Raw genomic sequence first — 22,760 nt, 5'->3', positions numbered from 1 at the left:
ATCCGTTCGACAGGTTCGGATCATCAGTAGATCTTCGCCTCGGCGCTGCCGTCGCTCACCAGCGGCAGACCCGCCTTCTGCCATGCGACCATGCCACCGCGCACGTTGACCGATTCGTATCCCACCTGTTGAAGATATTCGACAACCCGCGCGGAGCGCCCGCCTTGTCGGCAAATGACGTAAAGCTGCGCGTCGGGATCGATTTCGCCGAACCGCGCAGGCACGTCACCCATCGGAATGTGTACGGCGCTCGGGGCATGGCCGAGCTCCCACTCGTCGGCCTCGCGGACGTCGAGCAGGACGACGGAGTCCGAGAAATCCGCGGGCAGGTCGGCAACGGAAACTGAGTCGACGTGAGGGAATGTCACACCACCGATACTGTCACGCCTCGCCCGACCCGGGCATGCAAAGGGACGGTAGTACTGCCCCCACTCGGCAAACCTTCCCTAATCTCTGATACGGAAAACTTTCAGCGAACTCGAACGAGCGGTTTGTTTTGCGCGCTCTTCCCCACATTCTGCTCTGTTCTGTGATGTGGGTCACCGCACAAAGGTGGGTTATCCACAGTTTCCACAGGCTGATCCACAGAAGTGAACAAATGCGCGGTCCGATATCCACAGTTCGTGCTTGCTCGCAGCAAACACCCAGTCGACCGACCTCGAATCTCGAATACGACCGTACGTATAAACGACGATGCGCCGAGTCGGGTCCTCCCCCTCCAAGGACCCGACTCGGCGCAGCGACTGGGCGTAGAGCGCATGTATTTTTCGGCTTCTCCCTACATCACCTTTGACGCCGGCTGGCGGCGATCGGTTCCTTCGAGAACACAATCCGATAGCCTGAACGGGTGGATCTGAGCGATGTGCAACGCAAGGGCCTCAACACCGCCCTGTCCGAAGCAACCTGCCTAGAAATCGATGTCGACCGGACGAACCTCGTGTTCCAGGTGACTCTCGACGTACTTACGCTGCCCGAATCGGGCCCAGCACCGCAGGACCGAACCGTGATCGTCACCTGCTCAGGTGTCAGCCGGATCGCGGCGTCACTGCGAACTCAAGCCCTGAATCAGTCCGAACCCCTCGTGCTGCCGCTCACGCTCGACGAGCTTCCCGAGGCGCTGCACAGCTTCGGCGGCTGCCATCTGCACGGCTGGGAATTCATCGACCTGCCCGAGAGCAGTTGGACTCAGTGGGGCGACCTGCTCAGCTTCGACACCGCTCTCGCCGAAGATGCCGCGCCGCACGTGCTCGAGCTGTCACAAGAAGAGGGCATGGCGCCACGCGAACTCGATCTCCGGGTGTGGTTCACGTCGCTGCAAATCACAGACCGAGACGGCAATACGGTCGATACGCAGGAATTCATCGACGGCGGTCTGCGCTGGTGGGCAGCGCACGACGCCAACGACCCACGTACCAGTTCCGACTCGGCCGATGTTGCGCCGCCGCTCTAGGGCGTGTCTCCCAAACCCCTCGGATGCTCACGGTGATCGGATTGTCGATCCAGCAAGGCGGAGAAGGAGTCCGATCCCGTTGTTGGATCGGCGACGACGACAACGCAGCTGGGCGGCAATCTGGCGCCGGGGGCGCCGATAGGGTTTGGGAGGCACGCCCTAAGTGTTGGAACCGACCGGGCAACTGACGCCCGTCGCGTGCACAGGGCAGTACCCGCCGGGATTTTTTGCAAGGTACTGCTGGTGGTACCGCTCGGCGTAGTAGAACTCCGACGCCGGTGCGATTTCGGTGGTGATCTCGCCATAGCCCGCCGCGCCGAGCCGCTCCGCATATGTCTTCGCGGTGGCTCTGGCTACGTCGATCTGGTCGGGGGTCGTCGTGAAGATCGCCGAACGGTATTGCGTGCCATGGTCGTTCCCCTGCCGCATGCCCTGCGTGGGGTCGTGATTCTCCCAGAAGTGCCGAAGGACGGACGTATAGCCGATAATCTTCGGATCGAACACGACGAGGACCGCTTCGGTGTGGCCGGTCCGCCCGGAGCAGACCTCCTCGTAGGACGGATTCGGTGTGAAGCCGCCCGTGTAACCGACCGCTGTCGCGCTGACACCGTCGAGTTGCCAGAAGACCTTCTCTGCTCCCCAGAAACACCCCATGGCAACGACCGCGGTCTGCAAGCCGTCGTCGAACGGCGGGCGCACCGATCGACCGTTGACGAAATGGGTGTCAGGTGGCCGGATCGGTTCGGAGCGCCCCGGCAACGCTTCCCCCGCCGTCACCAGGGTCGACTTCGCGCCCACTCGGCCGAGCAACTCTTGAAACCACGACATGATCCGATGCTACGCCCGGCTTTTCGGGGCGACGCTCGCGCAATTTCGCAGTCAACCATCGGTTCGTAGGGACCTCGACCCAACGGTAGAGCGCTTCGGAAACGGCCGCGGTGATGATGAGGAACACGACAACCGCAGCGGTCGGGCCGAATTGAACGGCGACGTGGTCGAACACGCGATACAGGATGAGCGTGTGCACGAGATAGATCGGATAGCTGCGTGTACCCAGCCAGTGCACGATCGGCGAACGCGCGAATCGACTGTCGCGCCGAGCCATAAACAGCACGCAGCCCGTAATGACGAACATCGTCCACAGATAGTGATCGCCACCCCAGTACGAATGGGTGTCCGTTGCGACCCGCACGACGGCGACCTGCGCGAGCCCGGCCGCGGCGACGGCCATCCAGCCGGCCTGGCGGGTCCATGCCAGATAGATGATCTGGCCGACGAAGACGGCAGGCAGCGTGGCCGCGACCTTCGACAGCATCGGCACCGTCCACGCTTCCGGGACGATCTTGTTGTAGGCCAGCAACGCGATACACAGCGCGGCACCGAGCATGGACGCAGCAATCGGCACAGCCCGCAACAAGCGACGCGCAGCGACGCAGTAGACGTAGAACACGATCTGGACGACCAGGGTCCACGTCACCCCGAGCACGACGACCTCAGGATCGAGGAAGAACCCGCCGAGGACGAAACTCAGCGCGGCTTCGGCGTTGGAGATGCCGTCCTGCCTGCTGAACATCGTGTTGATGTCGAGACGCACGAGGACGATCGCGGCCGCGACCGCAATCCACAACAGCGGCAGCAGTCGACCGATCCGCAGCGCCAGAAACCGTCCGGGACTGTGCCGCATCGCCGAGCCCGTGATGAGCAGGCCGGTGAGCATCATGAAGAAGGCGACGCCGACGAACGACAAATGCTGATTGAGGCCGAAGCCCCCGATGAAGATCCCGTAGACACCGTCGATCAACCACCAGCCGGTGCCGAGATCGTCGATGACGTAGTAGGAGACGTGTGAATAAATGACCGCTGCGACGGCGATCGCACGAAGCGCGTCGACGCCCGGTAATCGGACTCGCGGGACCGCAACTGCACCGGCTTGCGCCGTTGAGTCCCGCCCGTCGGTGTTCACGACGCCTTATGTTAAGGCCCTGTTCACCCCGGGGTCGAATCGAAACGATCCACCGCAGGTGAGACCGGGTGCGAGTTCGCACCTCGATGATCACGACTATTGCCGGGGGTGTACGAATGATAAAAGGTGGCAATACCTGAGAAACGAAGAACAGAACATGGGCTGCGCGCCCAGGAGGAAGGGACACTCGTGTCTGAATACACACTGCCGGACCTCGATTACGATTACGCGGCGCTGGAGCCGCATATCTCGGGCCAGATCAACGAGCTGCATCACTCGAAGCACCACGCGGCCTACGTTGCCGGCGTGAACACCGCGCTCGAAAAGCTGGCCGATGCGCGTGACAAGGAAGACCACGGCGCCATCTTCCTGAACGAGAAGAACCTCGCGTTCCACCTCGGCGGCCACGTGAACCACTCCATCTGGTGGAAGAACCTCTCCCCCAACGGTGGCGACAAGCCCGAAGGCGAGCTGGCAGCGGCCATCGACGACCAGTTCGGTTCGTTCGACAAGTTCCGCGCACAGTTCACCGCTGCGGCAAACGGTCTGCAGGGCTCGGGCTGGGCAGTGCTCGGCTACGACTCGCTCGGCAAGAAGTTGCTGACCTTCCAGCTGTACGACCAGCAGGCCAACGTCCCGCTCGGCATCATCCCGCTGCTGCAGGTCGACATGTGGGAGCACGCTTTCTACCTGCAGTACAAGAACGTCAAGGCCGATTACGTCAAGGCTTTCTGGAACGTCGTGAACTGGGCCGATGTGCAGGCCCGCTTCGCCGCGGCAACGAGCCAGACCGGTGGCTTGATTTTCCCGTAGGGCGCTTCGCGCCTCGTGAGTCCTTTCGGAGGGTCCGCCCTCCGAAAGGACTCACGAGCGGCGTAGCCGCCTATTGGCACTCTGCCTATCTTGTGTGCCAGCGGGCTTATGCCGCATCCTCCGTAGTAGCTGGGCAAGGTGGCCCCGGAACGTTCGACCCCAGGTCGGGATCCACCGCGGAGGTAGAAATGAACGGGAACGACTACATCGGGATAGCGCCCTTCCACGCCGACGGCACGCTGCGCGGCTTCGTGATCTCGGGCCGCTGGCCCAATACGACCAAGGAATGGGCCCAAATTCTGGTCCTCGCGGTTCGTGTCGCGACCCTTCCCGGCCTACTTTCCACATCGACCGTCTTCGGCGCACGTGAAGAACTGCCCGACGATCCCGAACCGGGAACGGTCGGCCTCGTACTTGCAGAAGGTCCGGTGATCGGCGAATTCGCCGTTGCCCCCGGCCGCTTCGCTCAGCACCAACCGCCCGCGTTGTTGATGCTGCATCCCCCGTCGGAAACACGGCCTACGCTGCCCGAATGCGTCGGAGCAGCCTCGGGTTGCCTGCTGCTGCCAGGTCTGCCGCACCTCGGGTTGGAGCATCGCGCAGCCTGGGTGGAGACCGAGCGCGACGGCACCGTGACCTCGATGATCAGCCGGGTCGGCCTCGATCCGATCAGCGATCCCGATACCGCGGTTTTGGCCATGCTCCTCGCCGCATAAGGGCACCCGAAATATCGTGGTCGGATCCCCAAACTTATTGTGCGCATTGGGTTTTCGAGAGACACGAGTTGCCGGATAACGCCCGTACGGGTATCGTTGGCTGCAGCGAAGGGGAGTAGCCCCCAATTGCGAAGTCGACATACTGGCGAACTCGAGACGAGGCGCCCGGCTCCGTGAACCGGTTCACCCGGTGGGCGAGACCTTCGGTCAGCAACCGTGACCGGAGGTATGTCCATGTTTTCCGCGATAGTCCTGAGCTTCGGCGTGATCTTCGTTGCCGAGTTGGGCGACAAATCTCAGCTGATGGCGATGACGTTCGCGCTGCGGCACAAGTGGTGGGTCGTCCTTGCCGGCATCACCGCCGCGACCACCGCGGTCCACCTGATTTCGGTCGGCGTCGGCCATTACCTCGGCGCAGCACTTCCGGCTCACCTGATGGCCGCCATCGCAGGCGTCGCCTTCATCGGTTTCGGAGCATGGACGCTGCGCGGTGACTCACTCACCGACGACGAGGCCGACCGTGCAAAGACGACGACCGCACCCGCATTCTTCGCCGTCATGTCGGCCTTTCTGCTCGCCGAACTCGGTGACAAGACCATGCTCGCGACCGTGACACTCGCCGCGGACAACGACTGGGTCGGTGTCTGGATCGGATCGACGATCGGCATGGTCGCCGCCGACGCCCTCGCCATCGTCGTAGGTGCGGTCGCAGGCAAACACCTGCCGGACAACTTCATTCGGATCACAGCAGCCGGGCTGTTCGTCCTCTTCGGCGTCTGGATGCTGCTGGACGTACTCGGCGCGAACACCGCGCTCACCGCTGCCGGCGCACTGGCGGGTATGGCTGCGGTCGTCGTGTTCGCAAACCGTTCCCGCTGGTCGGGCAGTTCTAGCGACGACTCGACACTCGCCGAGTCACCTGCTTCCACGCCGGAACGTACTCCGCAGCGTGGCGCGCAGCCTCGATGATCGAGCTCATCGACTCCGGCACCAGCTTCGCGATCGGCGACGCAACGCCAACCCGCGGCGGACCGTCCCCCTCCCACCACACGGGCTCGAGCAGATGCTTGATCATCGGCAGCGATTCCTCCACCGCTGCCCGACCCCACTGGACCGCACGATCGATCGCCGGACCCGCCGGCGCGAGGTTCGTCGCGGCCAGTGTCGGACTGAACCTGACGATCCGGTCGGCGAACGGCGCATTGCCGACCATCTGTACCTGAACTGCCTGCGTGATCGGCTGCAGCCAGAGGTGCTTCGGATTCCACTGCGGATGGAAGCAGTCCCACGCGTAGTAGCAGGCGTTTCTGGTGCCGAGCTTGCCGTCCTTCACCCGCAGCCACGCCAACTCCGCAGGCACATTGCTGACCGCTCCCCCGTCGACCAGCGCAGCGACCCCCTTCTGGTCCATCAGTTCGTCGAGCAGTGGATGCATTCGCGGATCTGCGCTCTCGTGGTGCAGCACTCCCGGTATCGCCGACGAGAAACTCGCTGCGTCGACGACGTTGGCGTCGACGGTCAATTCGTCGGCGCCGAACACGATCGGTTTCACCACGCGGGTGTCGATGAACGCACTGACCTGCCAGAGCCGTGAGATCAGCGCGGTACCCGTGCCGAGTTTGATGTTGGGCAGCACCCGCATGCCGATGGCCGTGAGCTCCGAGCGCCGGAACCGCGACGGCAGCTGGTCGAAGGATTGTTTGCGCACGCCCGCGACAACCGTCTCGTACGGAATCGCGAGGTCCGACAGCCGCATCTGCTCGCCGTCCTCGCGGCGGAACATGTCCGCGGCGAAAGCGTCGAAGCGCAGCGAGAAGACACCGGTGAGACCATGCCGTCGTTGCAACATCTCGCGGCCGAGAATGCCGCGCAACGTCACCGTCTTCACCCATTCGATGTAGTCGTCGATCGGAATCGGGTTGGTTCGAGCAACGACGCTGCCGACCACCGACCCGATCGAGGAAGTCAGGAAGTAGCTCGGGACGACGTTCTCCTCGACGAGCCGCTGCAGCCCGCCCACATAGACATACCCGGCACCGCCGCCGCCGCCGAGTACGCACACCAGCGCCTTGTAGCCGACCTCGGCATCGAGTTCGTCGAGCGAGAAGTCGTTCGCATGCCGTTCGGCGAGCAGCCTGCGCTGTTCCTCCAACGGCTCCACAAAATCGACTAGTGCTGCTTTGGCCGCGACGAGGCGCGCCTCGAGGTTCTGTTCGGTCCGCAGTGGGTCGTGCAGTGCGTCGACGACTCGGGTCCGGAAGTCGGCCAACTCGTCGGCGACGGACACGTCACCGCGACCGCGCGTGCCACCGGGACCGGCTGCGCCCGGCTCGAACACCGTCAGCCGCGCAAAGCTGATCAGATACCTCAATCTCCGAAATTCAGTGCGTGTCAACACATCCGGATGGACAAGATCGGCCCGCGTGAGCGCAGCCTCCATGTGCTGCAACGCCAGCACCGGATCCCGCTTCGGTAAACCGACGTCCTCGGGTGCCTCCGCGATGTCGGGTAGGGGTCCCGAACCGGTCACTGCATCGCCGTCGACTCCGGCTGCTCTGCCGTCCTGCGCCATACGTTCAGTTTCGACCACACGGCCCCGCCGCGGGCCGAAAGCGGATTTCCGAATCCGCGTCGGCGCCGCGCTCTGCAACACTCGGCACGTGAGCGCAGGCTTTTCCCACCAACGCATCGTCGCGGCCTTGGTCGAGGTCGGGCGATCGGTGGCGGCTGCGCCGGGTCCGCAGGTCGTCCTTGCGGACCGCCGAGACGTCACGGTCGTCGGGGTCGGCGGGGTCGGCGGCTGTGCGGTGAAGCTGCACTCGGCCACTACCTCCCTGGCCGACCTGACCGTACAGCTTGCGATTGCAGCCGATCCCGCGCTAGCCGATGTCCTACTGGCACCGATTCCATTGCGTACCAATGGTTTCACAACAACGATCGCCGACCGTCCGGTCACCGTCTGGCCGCTCGGCACACCCGTCGATCCCGACGACCCCGACAGCGCACCCTGGCAACACGGTGCCGAACTCCTCGCCCGCCTGCACCTCGCGCCGCTGCCGACCGGTCCTGTACCCCCGATGGGCGGACCCGCCCGCGTTGCCGACGCCGTCACTCGGTTGCGCGGTTCTCGAGCTGTGTCGATGTCGCAGGCACGAGCAGTTCTCGACGCCTACGAGACCCTCCCCGCCTGGACCGCACGCGGCGGACCCGCGCCCGCCCAACTGCAGCATTGCCTCGTGCACGGGGATTGGCACCTCGGCCAACTCGTCCGAGTCGACGAGACGTGGCGGCTGATCGACGTCGATGACCTTGGAATCGGGCCCGCCGCATGGGATCTCGCGCATCCAGCAGCGTGGACGGCGGTCGGGATGCTGGCGCCCGAGACCTGGCAGGAGTTTCTCGACGCATATCGGCACGCGGGCGGTCCCGCAATTCCCGCCGGCGTCGACCCGTGGTCGGTACTGGACCTGCCCGCCCGCGCGATCACGGTGCAGGCAGCAGCGCGCGGTGTACTCGCTGCTGCTGCGCAGGATCGGGAGCTCGACGAGGTCGAGGAACTGCTGATCGAATCATGTCGCGGAATCGTGCGGATGGGTACGATTTCCGAAGTGCCCTGAGCACCCGCTGGGGCGGATAAATGGTGGAGGCACACGTGAGCCAGCAGTTCAAGTGTCCGAAGTGTCCCGGCTTCATGCGGACCTACACGCGAAGCGGACTCCAGATCGAACAGTGCGACCAGTGCCGCGGAGTCTTTCTCGACTACGGCGAACTCGAAAGCCTCAACCGGGCCGAGCAACAGTGGAACACCCCGGCACCACCGCCACCGCCCGCCTACCCACAGCAGCCCGCATACGGTGCGCCGCAACCGGTTTACGCGGCACCGGCCTGGGGCGCCTCACACGGTGGCCACTACAGCAGTCACGGCCACCACAAACACAAGAGCTTCGGGAAGATGCTCTTTTCATCCTGACCTGACACGCTCCAGCTCAGAGACCGAAGCTCCGGATGATCCCCGCAAGACCGTCCGCGAAGCCTTGGCCGACCGCGCGGAACTTCCAATCCGCACCGTGCCGGTACAGCTCGCCGAAAATCATCGCTGTCTCGCTGTAGGCCTGCGCTGACAGGTCGTAGCGTGCGATCTCCCGATTGTCTGCCCGATTCACGACGCGGATGTACGCGTTACGCACCTGCCCGAAGTTCTGGCCCTTCTCCTGGCCGTCGTGAATCGAGACAGCGAAGGCTATCTTGTCCGCGTTGGCCGCCAACCTGACCAGATCGACGAGAATCTGCTCGTCGTCGCCCGACCCGGCTCCGGTGCTGTTGTCTCCTGCATGGACGACGGCGCCGTCGGGGCTGTTCAGGTTGTTGAAGAACACGAAGTGCTGGTCAGACAGTGCCCTGCCGTCGGGGCCTGCCACGATCGCCGACGCGTCGATGTCGATGCCGCCGCCGAACGAGCTCACATCCCAGCCCAGGCCGATCGCCACCGCAGTCAACCCATTGGCCTGCTGGCTGAGGTTGACGTTGCCGCCTTTGCTGAGGTTGATGCCGCCACCCTGCCCGGACCGTGCAGGTGCAGCGGGCGGGGCCGGGTTGTACTCGGGCGCAGGTGGTGGCGGCGCGTTGTACGCCGGGGCAGGCGGCGGGGTGCCGTAGGCAGGCGCAGGTGGCGGGGTGCCGTAGGCAGGCGCAGGTGGCGGGGTGCCGTAGGCAGGCGCAGGTGGCGGTGTGCCGTAGGCGGGCGGAGCACCGTAAGCCGGGGCAGGCGGCGGCGCGCCATAAGCCGGAGCGGGAGGTGCGCCATAAGCAGGAGGCGCCCCGTAAGGCGGAGCAGGCGGAGCACCGTAGGCAGGCGCAGGCGGCGGACCGCCGAACTGGGGAGGCGGGGTGTTCATGACCGGAGCCGCGTGCCGGGAAACGCTGCCACCGAACGAGCCGCCGCCCATGATCCGAGCGAGGTGATCGTTGAGTACCGACGGCCAGTCCTGATGATCGACCGTCGCGAAATCGACAGTGAAACGGTTGGTCTTGTCGCTACTGCCGAAGAGGCTGCGCCGATCGATTTCGAGGACGACGTCCATGCTGTTGGATCGCGTCACGAACTTCACCTCGAGCTCGTTGACCTGACCTCGAAACTGCGGCGCCGGGTGGAATTCGACTTCCTGATAGAACGGCAGCGGCGAGCCACTCAGTCGGCCACGCTCGAGGTCGGATCCTTTGAGTCGGAAGCCGATCTCGGCGAACGCAGTCACGATCCGTTCCTGCGCGGGCAACGCGAGGATTTGAATCTGATCGACGTCGCCCTTGTCGACGGACCGCGCAATATCGAGTTCGGTTCGCACCCCGACGCGGACCCCGTGGAACGTCGTGCCCGCTACGACGTTGAACGGCGCTTCCCACGGAATATCGAGTGTGAACGGCACCGGGAATCGTGCGCCTGCCGCCAATCTGAACGGCCCGCTGATTCGACGTTTGTTGAACTCGACGTTGGCGTTGTACTCCGAGTCGTCGGTCTCGACTTCGACCCTTGCCGTCAATGCGAGTTCGATGAAGTTGACGTCGCGATCGGTATGTCCGCCAACGACGTTCACCGTCCCCTGCAGGACGCCACCCGGGTACACCCGCGGATCGTGCAGCACTGTGTCGACGCTGGCGCCGCCACCCATCAGCCCTCTGAATGCCATAGGCCACCCTACCCAGGCCGGCCTACCCGGAAGGGACAATTCGACTAGCCTCTGGCTATGTCGAACGCTGCACTGGTCGTCGGGCCACTCCTTCGTTATGTGGACACCACTCGTGCGACGGTCTGGGTCGAAACCGACCAACCCTGCGAGGTCGAAGTACTCGGTTGCACAGCCCGCACGTGGACCGTGCACGGCCACCACTTCGCACTCGTGATCATCGAGGGGTTGCAACCCGGTTCGCAGACGCCCTACACCGTTCGGCTGGACGCCGATCAGGTGTGGCCCGAACCCGATTCACGCTTTCCGCCGAGCGTCATGCGGACCTTCCGTGATGACGAGACGTTTCGCCTCGCGTTCGGATCGTGCCGCCGCAGCGCACCTTTCGACGACGATGGCCTGAAGCGCTTCGGCGCCGACGCTCTGGCGGCGTTGGCCGAGCGAATGGCAACGGCGCCCTACGAGGAGTGGCCGGACGCAATGTTCCTCGGCGGGGACCAGGTCTACGCGGACACGCCGTCGGACGCGCTCGCCGCCAGGCTGACGGTCGCGCACGAGAATCTGCCGGCGAGTTGGGACGAGGTACGCAAAGAGATCGGCAACTTCGAGGAATACACCTGGCTCTACGCCGACAGCTGGACCCCCGAACCGATCCGGTGGCTGTTCTCGACGGTCCCGACCTGCATGCTGCTCGACGATCACGATCTGCGTGACGACTGGAACACCTCGCAGCAGTGGCGAGATTGGATCACCAACGAGCCGTGGTGGCCCGACCGCGTGCGGGGCGCTTTCGGGTCGTACTGGATCTATCAGCACCTCGGCAATCTGTCGCCCGCCGAACTCGAAAACGACAGCACGTGGGCGATGGTCCGATCCGATATCTCCGACGCCGAGCGATCCGCCGAACTCGACGCGTTCGCGTGGCGATCGGATTCCGAACCGGACAGCGCGCGCTGGAGTTTTCATCGCGACTTCGGCAACGAGCATCTGGGGATTCGGATGCTTGCCGTCGATGCGCGCTGTTCGCGTCGACTCGATCCGCAGGATCGCGGCATCGTCGACCATGCCGAACGCGCCTGGCTGGAGGAGAAGGCGAGCACACCAGCACCCGGCCAAAATTTCGACCATCTACTTGTTGCGACGACACTGCCCTTCCTCATGGCCCAGGGCATTCATCATCTGGAAGGGTGGAACGAAGCTGTTGCGGGCGGGGCATGGGGACGCCGATTCCAACGAGTCGGCGAGAAGATCAGACGTGACGTCGACCTGGAGCACTGGGCGGCATTCCGGTCATCGTTCGGAATCGTCGTCGACATGCTGGCCAAGATCTCCCGTTCCGAGCACACCCCGGCGACGATCCTCATGTTGGCGGGCGACGTTCACTGCTCCTACACAGCGCGTGCAACGCTGCCGGGCGTCGATCCGCAGGAACCTGCCATCCATCAGCTCACGATGTCGCCGTTCCGGAATCCGCTGGAGAAGTCCATTCGCGTCGCCAACCGCGCAATGAAGACGAGGGCAGTCCGGTGGCTGACCCATCGTATGGCCAAATCCGCGGGCGTAGCCGACGTCGACATCGACTGGGAGATCGACAACGGACCGTGGTTCGAGAACGGCGTGATGACCGTCGTCATCTCCGGCCGGGAGGCCACGCTCGAGGTCGACCACGCCTACGTCGACAACGGGCAACAGCTGCTGCGCCGCACCGCAACGCTGCCGCTGACGGGTCCTCCACAACCTCCCGCACCACGCCGACTCGACCGTTTGCGCAAACTGCGACGCAGGTAGGGGTCTACTTCCGTGACGTCGGACACGTCGCACACCCCGCCTGATTCGCTCTGACCCGGATTTGCCCAGCGTGGGCGTCCGAGATCCGTTTCGAGCGGTTCTTCGGACGGGCAGTGTTGTGACGTCGGTCGGTGATAGACAGAGGACATGAATCCGCCCGCCGACTGGAAACGCAGAGCATTCCTGCTGCGTGTGCGGTATTCGGTCGGCATTCTCAGCGCCTACGTCATCGGTGCGATCGAAGTCCTCGCGATCATCGCGCTGCTGTCACGGGGCAAGGAGTCCGTCACGCAGGACCTGTTCACGGTTCGCAACATCGCCACCGGAACGTTGGTACTGACCGGCAGCCTGATCGTCGCCGCGGTATGTACGACGACCTTCGTCGTTCCTGCCCTCGTCTGGTATTCGAAGGGCGAGACGCCGACCGAGGGTCAGGCGTATGCCGCACTCGACATACCGCTGCGCCAGACCCTCGTCCACGTCGGCATGTGGTTCATCGGCGGCGCCGCAATCTTCTTCCTGAACCTGCACTCCGGACTCCGCACGCTTGCTCTGATCGCACTCGGCGTCGTGTTCGGTGGTGCCGCGATCGCCTGCCTCGGTTATCTGGTCACCCAGCAGACCCTGCGTCCGATCATCGCTGTCGCCATGTCGGCGACGCCGCCGCAGCGACCCTCCCCGGGGGTTATGCAACGACTGATCGCAACCTGGGCGCTGTGTACCGCGATTCCGACGACCGCGATCTGCGCGATCATCGTCGACAGGTACACGCAGTGGGTCATTGCGCCGGATACGCCGATAGAAGCACCGATCCTCATACTCGCCGCGACGTCGCTGGGAGCAGGCCTTCGAGGATTGCAGCTCGTGGCACAGACCGTCTCCGATCCGGTCCGCGAGGTCGGCCGTGCCATGCGTGAGGTCGAGCAGGGCAACACCGACGTCACCGTCAGCGTCTACGACTCCTCCGAGATCGGTCGGCTGCAGATGGGCTTCAACCAGATGGTCGCGAGCGTCGCGGAACGGGAGCGCCTGCAGGACCTGTTCGGCAAACACGTCGGGCAACACGTTGCGAGCCGCGCGATGGAAGAGGAACCGACGCTCGGTGGTGACGTTCGGGTCGTTGCCGTCCTGTTCATCGACCTTGCGGGATCGACGACGTTGGCTGCGACGCATCCGCCGACCGAGGTCGCGGACGTGCTCAACGACTTCTTCCACATCGTCGTCACGGCTGTCGACGAGCACGAAGGCCTGATCAACAAGTTCACCGGTGACGCCGCGCTTGCGATCTTCGGCGCACCCCAGGAGATCGACGATCCCGCAGGTGCCGCACTCGCGACGGCACGTGCGCTGCGGACCGCGCTGCGAGCGTTGACGGCAGTCGACTTCGGGATCGGCGTCTCGCACGGCTCGGTGTTCGCAGGCAACATCGGTGCGGAGCACCGCTACGAGTACACGGTGATCGGCGACCCGGTGAACGAGGCGGCGCGCCTCACCGAACTTGCGAAGGACCGCAAGAGCCGGATCCTTGCTGCGCGTCAGGCCGTCTGGTCCGCGGCGCCCGAGGAAGCTGCGCACTGGGCGTCCCGAGGGTCTACGAAATTGCGGGGCCGCACGTCGCGAACCGTTTACGCCGAACCGAGCGCCGAGCCGGATTAGAGTTTGCACATGCTGGATCACCTGGCGATTCAATGTGGCGACGTCGCCGCGAGTGCCGAGTTCTACGACAGCGTGCTCGCCCCGCTCGGCGGTGTGAGACTGATGGATTTCGGCGAGGTGATCGGCTACGGCGTCCCACCGATGCCAGACTTCTGGCTGGGTCCGCAGACCAGCGGTGAGGGTTTCCGCGAAGCCCACATCGCTTTCCAGGCGCAGGATCGCGACACGGTCGTTGCATTTTTCGATGCTGCGGTCGAGGCGGGCGCCGAAGTGCTGCACGAGCCTCGGGTCTGGCCGGAATACCACTCGAACTACTACGGTGCCTTCGTCCGCGATCCCGACGGCAACAACGTCGAAGCGGTATGTCACCGCCCCGAATAGCTACCGGTCGGTAACGCCCCGCGCCAAATCGGCATCTGCTCGTGCAGGTTATGGTGCTGTCAATCGTGGTGGCCAAGGACGGTCGCCGGAAGAGAGGTTGAACTAGTGGAAATTTCGGGAAGCGCAGCGCTGGTAACCGGCGGTGCCTCGGGTCTCGGCGCGGCAACTGCCAAGCGCCTTGCCGACGCCGGTGCGACAGTGTTCGGCCTCGACCTTGCGGATTCGATCGAGCGTGCAGGCGACAGCGTTCCTGCGGGTGTCACCCTCATCGCAGCCGACGTGAGCAACGGCGACGAGGTCAAGGCCGCTGTCGACCAGATCGTTGCCTCCGGTGTGCCGCTGCGCATCGTCGTCAACTGCGCAGGTGTCGGTTGGGCCGGTCGCATCCTTTCCAAGCACGGCCCGCACGATCTCGAACTGTTCCGCAAGGTCATCACGATCAACCTGCTCGGAACCTTCAACGTCATGCGACTCGCGGCCGACGCCATCTCGAAGACCGACGTGGTCGACGAGTCGGGTCAGCGTGGTGTCGTCATCAACACCGCATCGGTTGCAGCATTCGAGGGCCAGGTCGGTCAGATCGCGTACTCCGCATCCAAGGGTGGCGTGCACGGCATGACCATCCCTGCCGCGCGCGATCTCGCGCAGTTCGGCATCCGCGTCAACACGATCGCTCCCGGCATCGTCGACACCCCGATGCTCGCGGGCGTCACTCCCGAATACCGCAAGGGGCTCGAGGCCGGCGTGCCGTTCCCGTCGCGTCTCGCACAGCCGACGGAGTACGCGCAGCTTGCGCAGATGATCGTCGAGCACGACTACCTCAACGGCGAGACGATCCGTATGGACGGCGCTCTTCGGATGGCGCCGAGGTAACGATTCAGCGACAGACAACAGGTGCGGGCGATTCGTCGCCCGCACCTTTTGTGTTTCACGACTCCGGCCAGCGCTGTGACCTGCGGTGGAGAAAACATCGTGGTGTGATATTGGCCACCGTCAGACGCCGAGGTGGGATCTAGCACAGATCACCTGTCCAGTTAACAGTTTTCGCCCCAAAACGAACTAACTATTGGTTTCATATTTGAAAGCAATCTTTCGGTTTGTTTTTGGAAGGAAATTCGATGGGCAAGGCCAAGGTCGCCCGGCAGTGGCGTGACCGCAAGCGCTATCTGTGGGTCATGGGTCCGCTGGCGCCTGCGTGCAGTCTGCTGCCGTCGCAGCTTGTCCTGCACACCGGTCTGCCCATCTTCTGGTGGATCGGACCCATCGTTTTCTTCGTCGCCATCCCGATCCTCGATTTCTTCGCAGGCGACGACGGCGTCAACCCGCCCGAAGAAGCCTTCGAAGAACTCTCCGGCGACCGCTTCTATCGCTGGTGCACCTACCTCTTCCTGCCCGTGCAGTTCATCAGCCTGGCAATCGCCGGGTACCTCTGGTCCGACAGCGCTCTCGGCGTCGTCGACAAGATCGGTCTCGCAGTCACCATCGGCCTCGGCAGCGGCATCGGCATCAATGCCGCCCACGAACTCGGCCACCGCGTCGAGAAGCACGAACGTTGGCTTGCCAAGATCGCCCTCGCGCCGAGTGCGTACGGACACTTCTTCGTCGAGCACAACCGCGGCCATCACGTCCGCGTCGCCACTCCCCACGACCCGGCAAGCTCGCGCTTCGGCGAATCGCTCTGGCACTTCCTACCGCGGACCATCGCCGGTGGCATGCGCTCGGCCGTCCGTCTCGAAGGTCAGCGGCTGCGTCGCCAGGGTCGCCGATGGTTCAGCACTGGAAACAACATCATCCAAGCGTGGGCGATGACCGCAGCGCTGTTCACGTTGCTCCTCGTCGCCTTCGGTTGGCAGATTGCGCCGTACCTACTGATCAACGCCGTGATCGCGTTCGGCCTCCTCGAGGCCGTCAACTACGTCGAGCACTACGGTCTGCTACGCGAACGCAAGAGCAACGGACGCTACGAGCACTGCGCACCCAAGCACAGCTGGAACAGCGACCGCATCGTCACCAACGTGCTGCTCTTCCACCTGCAGCGCCACAGCGACCATCACGCCAATCCGACGCGGCGCTACCAAACCCTGCGGACCAGCGACGAAGCACCTCAGTTGCCCGCCGGCTACGCAACCATGGTCGTACTCGCACTGTTTCCTCCGCTCTGGCGACGGGTTATGGACCCGCTGGTTCTCGCGCACTACGACGGCGACGTTCGACGGACCAACATCCTGCCGTCGGCGCGCAAGCGCATCCTGACCGCACACGGTTACAGCGACGACGATCGTGTCGACGCGGCGGTCGAGCACCCTCGCGCGGCCGTGCCCGTATAACCTCCCTGGTGGAACCTGATTGCCGCCCGTGGGAATCCGGTTGACGGATCGGACGCGGAGGCACCAGCTTGCTGAACAGACGCCAATTTCTGATGGCCGCAGCCGCGTCGACCGCGGCGGTCGGCTCGGGGGTTGCGTTCGCAGCGCACGCGCAGGCAGAAGGTCCGTGGACCCCACTTTTTCGGTCGTGGGTCCCGGAGATATTCGCACCGCTACCCGACCCTCCCGAGCACAGTGAGGCCCTCGTCATCGGGTCCGGGTTCGGCGGTGCGGTCGGCGCACTGCGACTCGCTCAGGCAGGCACGCAGACGACCGTCCTCGAACGCGGTTCACGCTGGCCAAATGATCCGTGGCGCGAGATCTTCACCGGTGACGATCTGCCGGATGGCCGCGGATTCTGGCATCGCACCAGCTTCACCGGCGTCACCAAGGTCCCAGTATTCTTCGACAGTTTCGGCGGCGTCCTCGACTGCACCTCCTACCCAGGCATCGACGTCTGGCGAGCCGCAGCCGTGGGCGGCGGTTCGGTGATCTTCACCGGCGCGATGGTCGCTCCTCCCAAAGCCTTGTTCGACTCCGTTTTCGGTGGCTCGGTCGACTACAACGAGCTGACCAGCCGCTACTTCCCGCGGGTCCGCGACATGCTTCGCCTCTCCCCGATCCCCGCCGACCTGTACGGGTCGGCACCGTTCGCACATTCGCGGGCTTGGGACGAGCAAGCGAGGAAGGCCGGCTACACACCGGTGCCCGTCGATTCGATCTTCGACTGGGACATCGTCCGCGGCGAACTCGCGGGCAGGAGCCGACCCTCGGCAACCGCGGCCCGCAGCAACCTCGGCAATTCCAACGGCGCCAAGTTCGACCTCGACCGCAACTACCTGCAGCAGGCGCGCGACACCGGCAAGGCCGCGGTTTTCCCGGGCCATCGGGTCGACTCGATCGGCAGGGACGGCGATCGATTCACGATCGAGATCACCAAGCTGGCACCGACCGGAGATGTACTCGGTCGGCGAACGTTGACCGCCGACCGCGTCTACCTCGGTGCGGGTTCGATCGGCACCACCGAACTGCTTGTGCGGGCACGCGCGACCGGAACCCTGCCGAACCTCAACGAACATATCGGTGAGGGGTGGGGCACCAACGGTGACGTCGTCCTGGCCCGCGGTGCGAGTTCGATCGCGGGCAACGGCCAGGGCGCGCCCTGCGCGAGCCGCGTCTACGACGATTCCCAACTGCCCACAACGCTCGAAAACTGGTTTATACCAGGCATTCCCATCGATGTCGGCGCACTGGCCTCGCTCGGTATCGTGCTCGACCCGACGCGCGGCAGGTTCGGCTACAACGCGACCGACGGATCGGTCACCGTCGACTGGCCGACCAACGGCAACGACGCAGCACGGGCGTCGGCGGAGGCGGTCAATCATCGGATCGCCGAACGTGGTGGGTCCCTCGTCGAATACGACGCGATCGGCTACGCAGCGAACGCGAACTTCACAGCGCACCCCCTCGGCGGAGCGGTGCTCGGCAAGGCGACCGACAACGTGGGTCGGGTGCACGGTCAGCCGGGTCTTTACGTCCTCGACGGTGCCGCGATCCCAGGCAGTACAGCCACAGCCAATCCGTCGCTCACGATCGCCGCTCTCGCCGAACGCAACATCGAGGCGATTCTTCGTTCGGGAGGGTAGGCCGCTACGCGGCTCGTGAGTCTTTTCGGTGGTCCTGACGTCGCAAAAGACGCACGAGCGGCGTGCCGCCTATCCTCTTTCCATGGGCATTTACGACGACCGCATCCTGCCTCGATTGATCGACGTGACCTGCGGGGCGAGCCTGCTCGATCCGCTCCGTAAACGAGTCACCGCCGGTTTGCGTGGCGACGTCGTCGAGATCGGATTCGGGTCCGGGCTCAACGTTCCGTTTTATCCGGCTGCGGTCGAGAAGATCAGCGCCGTCGAACCCGCGGACATCGGTTGGCGGTTGGCGGGCAAACGCGTCGCCGCGTCAGCGGTGCCGATCGAACGGTCCGGGCTGGACGGTCAGTCCCTGCCGTTCGACGACGACACGTTCGACAGCGCGTTGTCGACGTTCACCCTGTGCACGATCCCCGACGTCATGGCCGCGTTGAGCGAGGTCCGCCGGGTGCTCAAACCCGGGGGGACCCTGCATTTCGTCGAACACGGCATCGCCCCCGACCCGTCGGTCCAGCGCTGGCAACGGCGACTCGAGCCGATCCAGAAGCGGGTGGCCGGGGGTTGCCATCTGACCCGCGATACCGCACAACTGGTCACCGACGCCGGATTCGAACTGATCGAGGTCGACTCGTTCTACCAACACGGAACGCCGAAGCCATACGGCGCCGCGACGGTCGGCGTGGGCCGCACCGGCTCGTGAGTCTTTTCGGCGCTCCCACCCTCCAAAAAGACTCACGAGGCGCGCAGCGCCCTAAATCAGGCGCTTCGCCAGCAGCTTGGTGAAGTGCGCCGGATCGGTCAGTTCGCCACCCTCGGCGAGCAACGCCATGCCGTAGACGATCTCGGCGGTGTCGGCGAGTGCCTCGTCGTCGGGACGCTCTGCGTGCGCCTTCCGCAGACCCTCGACCAGGCCGTGCGTCGGGTTGAGTTCCAGGATCCGCTTGGTCGGCGGCACGAACTGACCCGACGCGCGATACATCTTCTCCAGCGTCGGCGAGAACCCGAACTCGTCGCTCACGATGCAGGCAGGCGAATCGACGAGTCGCGACGAAAGCCGGACCTCCTTGACCGTCTCCGACAGCGTCGCGGTCATCCAGGTCAGGAGCTCGGCGAACTCCTTGCTCTGCTCTTCCCGCTCGGCCTCGGCGGCCTTCTTCTCTTCCTCGCTGTCGAGGTCGACCTCACCCTTCGCGATCGACTGGAACGGCTTGCCGTCGAATTCCGGCACCGACCCGACCCACATCTCGTCGACCGGATCGGTCAGCAGCAGCACCTCGAGTCCGCGGGCACGGAACGCTTCCATGTGCGGCGAGCTTTCGATCAGCTGCCGGGACTCACCGGTGACGTAGTAGATCTGCTCCTGCGTTTCGGGCATCCGGGCAACATATTCGGCGAGTGACGTCTGGTCCTCGGTCGAGTTCGTCGACGCGAACGACGAGACGCCGAGGATGGCGTCGCGGTTGTCGAAGTCCGAGAGCAGACCTTCCTTGAGCACACGACCGAACTGCGACCAGAACGTCGTGTACTTCTCGGCGTTGTTGGCCTGCATGTCCTTGACCGTCGACAGGATCTTCTTCACGAGGCGTCGCTGGATCAGCTTCAGCTGGCGGTCCTGCTGCAGGATTTCGCGAGAAACGTTGAGCGACAGGTCCTGCGCGTCGACGACACCCTTCACGAAGCGCAAGTACTCGGGCATCAGTTCTTCGCAGTCGTCCATGATGAAGACGCGCTTGACGTAGAGCTGCACGCCACGCTTCGCCTCGCGCATGAACATGTCGTACGGCGCCTGCGACGGGATGAACAGCAGCGCCTGGTACTCGAACGTGCCCTCGGCCTTGAGCGGGATGATCTCGAGCGGCTCGTCCCAGGCATGGCTGACGTGCTTGTAGAACTCCTTGTATTCCTCGTCGCTCACGTCGCTCTTGGATCGCGTCCATAGCGCCTTCATCGAGTTGATCGTCTCGGTCTCGATCTGCCGAGTTACCTCTTCGGATTCGTCGTCGGCCGGCGCCGTCGTCTCGACCTCCATGCGAATCGGGAACGCGATGAAGTCGGAGTAGCGCTTGATGATCTGCTTGATCTTGGTCGGCGCCGTGTAGTCGTACAGGTGATCTTCGGTGTCGGCCGGCTTCAGATGCAGCGTGACCGACGTTCCCTGCGGAGCCTCGGCCAGAGTTTCGATCGTGTAGGTGCCTTCACCTTCCGACTCCCACCGGGTCGCCTCGGTCTCGCCTGCGCGTCGGGTCACCAGCGTGACCTTGTCGGCGGCGATGAAGCTCGAGTAGAAGCCGATGCCGAACTGCCCGATAAGTTCTTCGGGCGCAGCCGAGTCCTTCGCCTCGGCGAGCTTGCGGCGCAGGTCCGCGGTGCCGGACTTCGCGAGCGTGCCGATCAGATCGACGACCTCGTCACGCGACATCCCGATGCCGTTGTCGCGCACTGTCAGCGTGCGGGCCTCTTTGTCGATGTCGATGTCGATGTGCAGGTCGGACGTATCGACATCGAGCTCTTTGTTCTGGAACGCTTCCAGCCGCAACTTGTCCAAGGCATCGGACGCGTTGGAGACAAGTTCCCGCAGGAAGATGTCCTTCTCCGAGTAGACGGAATGGATCATCAGATCCAACAGCTGACGCGTTTCCGCCTGGAACTCCAATTGCTCGACTTGCGATGTCACTTGAATTCCCTTCGAAGCTCATACCGATCCGGGCCGTAGCGGACCGGGTCCAAATTTCCGACGACATGATAGGTCAGCGCTCAGCGGGCCTGTCGGTCGTCCACATAGAACAATGCCAGTGTCGCTGCGAGCAGCGCGGCCGGTATCCATGCGGCGGTGACGCCGAGCTGTTCCGTCGCGACAGCTCCCACCGCTGCGCCGCCGGCGAACGCGGTGATGATTGCCGCGTAAATGCCCATCGCACGTCGTGATTCACGCTTCTTCTCGACGAAGACGGCGTACCCCGACTCCGTGAAACGCATCAGATTGCCCGTCGTCGCGATCGCGATGAACGCTAGATCGCCGACGATGCGGAACAGCCCGATCTGGATGGCTGCGACGAAGGCGATCGGAATGGTCACGACGGCGTTCGGCACATGGCTGGGCACGAAACCGACCGCTGCCAGCACGATTACCTGACCGAGCATCGCCCAGCGAATCGGATGATCGATGCGGTCGAGGGCACGTTCGCTCTTGAGCCAGTTTGCGATCGCGACGCCGACGATGAACGCGAGGATCGGCCACAGATGGGCTAGCGCGCTGTGCCATCGCTGTTCGGACAGATCGACACCGAGCAGAATGACGTTGCCGGTTTGAGCATTCGCGAACACACCGCCACGGGAGATGTAGGTATAGGCATCGAGAAACCCGCTCGCTGCGGTCAGAAGCAACGCGAAGCGCAGTGAGGTCGAGGTCTTCGGTGGCCGCTCAGTCGGTTCGCTCATCGTGTGGTTTCTTCGTCTGGTCCGGGAAGTTGTTTCGGCGGGTGTTCGGGAGTCTGTTTCGGGGTTACCGAATCGCGGAAAGCATTGCCGAGTGCCCGGTTGGCTCCGAAGATCGCCTTGTAGATCCCGCCTGCGGTTTCGTCGTGAATGCTTCTGACGATTCTGCTCGTGTCACGAGTGGCGGGAATTGCATTCAAAATTTCGAACGGTATGGACGCAATCGCCTGATGACTCGCCTGCACTATCCCTGTGCCGAGTTGTACTGCGGCGGTTGTTGTTTCCACTGCATCGGCTACGTCTGCAGCTGCCTCGGCCATCCGCTTGTTCTCCTCGACGACGCCGTCGAGACGGAGATTAGCGGCAGCCACAGTCACGACGTCGCGTTCTGCGCGCTGCCACTGCACGACTACAGCTGCCGTCCCTGCGATCACGGCGCAGGTGGCCAACACGAACGCGACGTCAAGCACCGACCTGGACCTTCACGTCCGCTTTCACTCCCTGCTCGACGAATTGCTCTCGCATGATCGCGGCCGCGCGGTCGTAGACCACCTTGCGCAGGAGGTCGGGCGCGACGGCCCCGGCAATGCCGGAGAAGCGACTTTGCGTCGCTGCGAGTTCGATCGGATTGAGGATCTCGATGGTGATCCGCCGCTCTTTCATCTCCGCAAACACAGGCTCGGTCGCCAGCGGTCGCGCCGCTTTTGCAGTCGTGGCAGCCACGGCCGCCGCAAGGTCGGCGTTGTGTTGCCGCAGCCGTTTGATCTGCATCGCGACGACGACGAGCACAGCAAGGTCGACGACGAGGAAGAGCACAATCGCGATTCGCACGGCACAACGATAAGCCGCAGACCCGCTGTGA

22 protein-coding genes and 1 pseudogene are annotated in these 22,760 nt (G+C 64.0%); 13 read left to right on the top strand and 10 right to left on the bottom strand.

The features are described from left to right. Positions 1-23 precede the first annotated feature (23 nt). The gene (locus tag JGU71_RS13225) at positions 24-368 is read right to left on the bottom strand and encodes a rhodanese-like domain-containing protein (RefSeq protein WP_199704637.1); all 345 of its coding nucleotides are present in this window, start codon (positions 366-368) and stop codon (positions 24-26) included. A 479-nt stretch (positions 369-847) separates the two neighbouring features. On the opposite strand from JGU71_RS13225, the gene JGU71_RS13220 reads away from it, so the two are divergent. After that, positions 848-1,450, top strand: a complete 603-nt coding sequence (locus tag JGU71_RS13220) for a hypothetical protein (protein WP_307829639.1) — start codon at positions 848-850, stop codon at positions 1,448-1,450. A 159-nt stretch (positions 1,451-1,609) separates the two neighbouring features. Here the strand turns inward: JGU71_RS13220 and msrA are convergent, their stop codons facing one another. Both msrA and JGU71_RS13210 read right to left on the bottom strand, forming a co-directional pair. After that, complete coding sequence (gene msrA / locus JGU71_RS13215) at positions 1,610-2,278, bottom strand: peptide-methionine (S)-S-oxide reductase MsrA (RefSeq protein ID WP_199704636.1); 669 nt, start codon at positions 2,276-2,278, stop codon at positions 1,610-1,612. After that, positions 2,175-3,413 carry an acyltransferase family protein gene (locus JGU71_RS13210; protein ID WP_199704635.1) on the bottom strand — a complete coding sequence of 413 codons (1,239 nt, stop codon included), beginning with the start codon at positions 3,411-3,413 and terminating at the stop codon, positions 2,175-2,177. Before JGU71_RS13210 ends, msrA begins: the two co-directional genes overlap by 104 nt. 189 nt (positions 3,414-3,602) lie before the next feature. On the opposite strand from JGU71_RS13210, the gene JGU71_RS13205 reads away from it, so the two are divergent. From JGU71_RS13205 to JGU71_RS13195, 3 genes are all read left to right on the top strand, one after another. After that, on the top strand, positions 3,603-4,226 hold the full coding sequence (locus JGU71_RS13205) for a superoxide dismutase (RefSeq protein WP_199704634.1): 624 nt from the start codon (positions 3,603-3,605) through the stop codon (positions 4,224-4,226). A 188-nt stretch (positions 4,227-4,414) separates the two neighbouring features. Then, on the top strand, positions 4,415-4,942 hold the full coding sequence (locus JGU71_RS13200; protein WP_199704633.1) for a peptidase: 528 nt from the start codon (positions 4,415-4,417) through the stop codon (positions 4,940-4,942). Positions 4,943-5,176: 234 nt separating this feature from the next. Further along, positions 5,177-5,911 (top strand): TMEM165/GDT1 family protein, encoded by a 735-nt coding sequence (locus JGU71_RS13195; RefSeq protein WP_199704632.1) that lies wholly within the window; start codon positions 5,177-5,179, stop codon positions 5,909-5,911. Here the strand turns inward: JGU71_RS13195 and JGU71_RS13190 are convergent. Beyond that, complete coding sequence (locus JGU71_RS13190) at positions 5,832-7,514, bottom strand: patatin-like phospholipase family protein (protein WP_199705262.1); 1,683 nt, start codon at positions 7,512-7,514, stop codon at positions 5,832-5,834. The two genes, JGU71_RS13195 and JGU71_RS13190, sit on opposite strands and share 80 nt — an antisense overlap. A gap of 88 nt (positions 7,515-7,602) precedes the next feature. Here JGU71_RS13190 and JGU71_RS13185 point away from each other — a divergent pair, with 88 nt between their 5' ends. Beyond that, on the top strand, positions 7,603-8,559 hold the full coding sequence (locus JGU71_RS13185; RefSeq protein WP_199704631.1) for a phosphotransferase enzyme family protein: 957 nt from the start codon (positions 7,603-7,605) through the stop codon (positions 8,557-8,559). 35 nt (positions 8,560-8,594) lie between these two features. Then, positions 8,595-8,912 carry a TFIIB-type zinc ribbon-containing protein gene (locus JGU71_RS13180; RefSeq protein WP_307829637.1) on the top strand — a complete coding sequence of 106 codons (318 nt, stop codon included), beginning with the start codon at positions 8,595-8,597 and terminating at the stop codon, positions 8,910-8,912. Between the two features lie 16 nt (positions 8,913-8,928). On the opposite strand, the gene JGU71_RS29850 is transcribed toward JGU71_RS13180, so the two are convergent. After that, positions 8,929-9,489, bottom strand: a complete 561-nt coding sequence (locus JGU71_RS29850) for a TerD family protein (RefSeq protein ID WP_307829677.1) — start codon at positions 9,487-9,489, stop codon at positions 8,929-8,931. 516 nt (positions 9,490-10,005) lie between these two features. After that, positions 10,006-10,608 (bottom strand): annotated as a pseudogene (locus tag JGU71_RS29845) (sporulation protein); the annotation flags it as partial. Positions 10,609-10,683: 75 nt separating this feature from the next. Between JGU71_RS29845 and JGU71_RS13170 the strand changes: the two are divergent. From JGU71_RS13170 to JGU71_RS13140, 7 genes are all read left to right on the top strand, one after another. Beyond that, the gene (locus JGU71_RS13170; protein ID WP_199704628.1) at positions 10,684-12,411 is read left to right on the top strand and encodes a DUF7800 domain-containing protein; all 1,728 of its coding nucleotides are present in this window, start codon (positions 10,684-10,686) and stop codon (positions 12,409-12,411) included. A 147-nt stretch (positions 12,412-12,558) separates the two neighbouring features. After that, positions 12,559-14,067, top strand: coding sequence for an adenylate/guanylate cyclase domain-containing protein (locus JGU71_RS13165; protein WP_199704627.1), 1,509 nt, complete (start codon positions 12,559-12,561; stop codon positions 14,065-14,067). A gap of 9 nt (positions 14,068-14,076) precedes the next feature. Beyond that, entirely contained in the window at positions 14,077-14,448 is a 372-nt protein-coding gene (locus JGU71_RS13160) for a VOC family protein (RefSeq protein WP_199704626.1), read from the top strand. 105 nt (positions 14,449-14,553) lie between these two features. Beyond that, entirely contained in the window at positions 14,554-15,321 is a 768-nt protein-coding gene (locus JGU71_RS13155; protein WP_199704625.1) for an SDR family NAD(P)-dependent oxidoreductase, read from the top strand. A gap of 245 nt (positions 15,322-15,566) precedes the next feature. Next, a complete protein-coding gene (locus tag JGU71_RS13150) occupies positions 15,567-16,775 on the top strand; it encodes an alkane 1-monooxygenase (protein ID WP_199704624.1) in 1,209 nt (402 codons plus the stop codon). Positions 16,776-16,843: 68 nt separating this feature from the next. After that, positions 16,844-18,460 carry a GMC oxidoreductase gene (locus JGU71_RS13145; protein ID WP_307829636.1) on the top strand — a complete coding sequence of 539 codons (1,617 nt, stop codon included), beginning with the start codon at positions 16,844-16,846 and terminating at the stop codon, positions 18,458-18,460. An 82-nt stretch (positions 18,461-18,542) separates the two neighbouring features. Further along, positions 18,543-19,163, top strand: coding sequence for a class I SAM-dependent methyltransferase (locus tag JGU71_RS13140; protein WP_199704623.1), 621 nt, complete (start codon positions 18,543-18,545; stop codon positions 19,161-19,163). Between the two features lie 51 nt (positions 19,164-19,214). Here JGU71_RS13140 and htpG read toward each other — a convergent pair whose 3' ends face one another. The 4 genes from htpG to JGU71_RS13120 all read right to left on the bottom strand — a co-directional run bounded on the left by htpG (position 19,215) and on the right by JGU71_RS13120 (position 22,729). After that, the gene (gene htpG / locus JGU71_RS13135) at positions 19,215-21,137 is read right to left on the bottom strand and encodes a molecular chaperone HtpG (RefSeq protein WP_199704622.1); all 1,923 of its coding nucleotides are present in this window, start codon (positions 21,135-21,137) and stop codon (positions 19,215-19,217) included. Positions 21,138-21,217: 80 nt separating this feature from the next. After that, entirely contained in the window at positions 21,218-21,901 is a 684-nt protein-coding gene (locus JGU71_RS13130) for a YoaK family protein (RefSeq protein ID WP_199704621.1), read from the bottom strand. Beyond that, the gene (locus JGU71_RS13125) at positions 21,898-22,368 is read right to left on the bottom strand and encodes a hypothetical protein (RefSeq protein WP_199704620.1); all 471 of its coding nucleotides are present in this window, start codon (positions 22,366-22,368) and stop codon (positions 21,898-21,900) included. Before JGU71_RS13125 ends, JGU71_RS13130 begins: the two co-directional genes overlap by 4 nt. Then, the gene (locus JGU71_RS13120; RefSeq protein WP_199704619.1) at positions 22,361-22,729 is read right to left on the bottom strand and encodes a hypothetical protein; all 369 of its coding nucleotides are present in this window, start codon (positions 22,727-22,729) and stop codon (positions 22,361-22,363) included. Before JGU71_RS13120 ends, JGU71_RS13125 begins: the two co-directional genes overlap by 8 nt. Positions 22,730-22,760: the final 31 nt, after the last annotated feature.

The sequence above is a fragment of the Antrihabitans stalagmiti genome, from assembly GCF_016482825.1.
GTDB lineage: Bacteria > Actinomycetota > Actinomycetes > Mycobacteriales > Mycobacteriaceae > Antrihabitans > Antrihabitans stalagmiti.
This window is presented reverse-complemented; position numbering and strand designations above follow the sequence as displayed.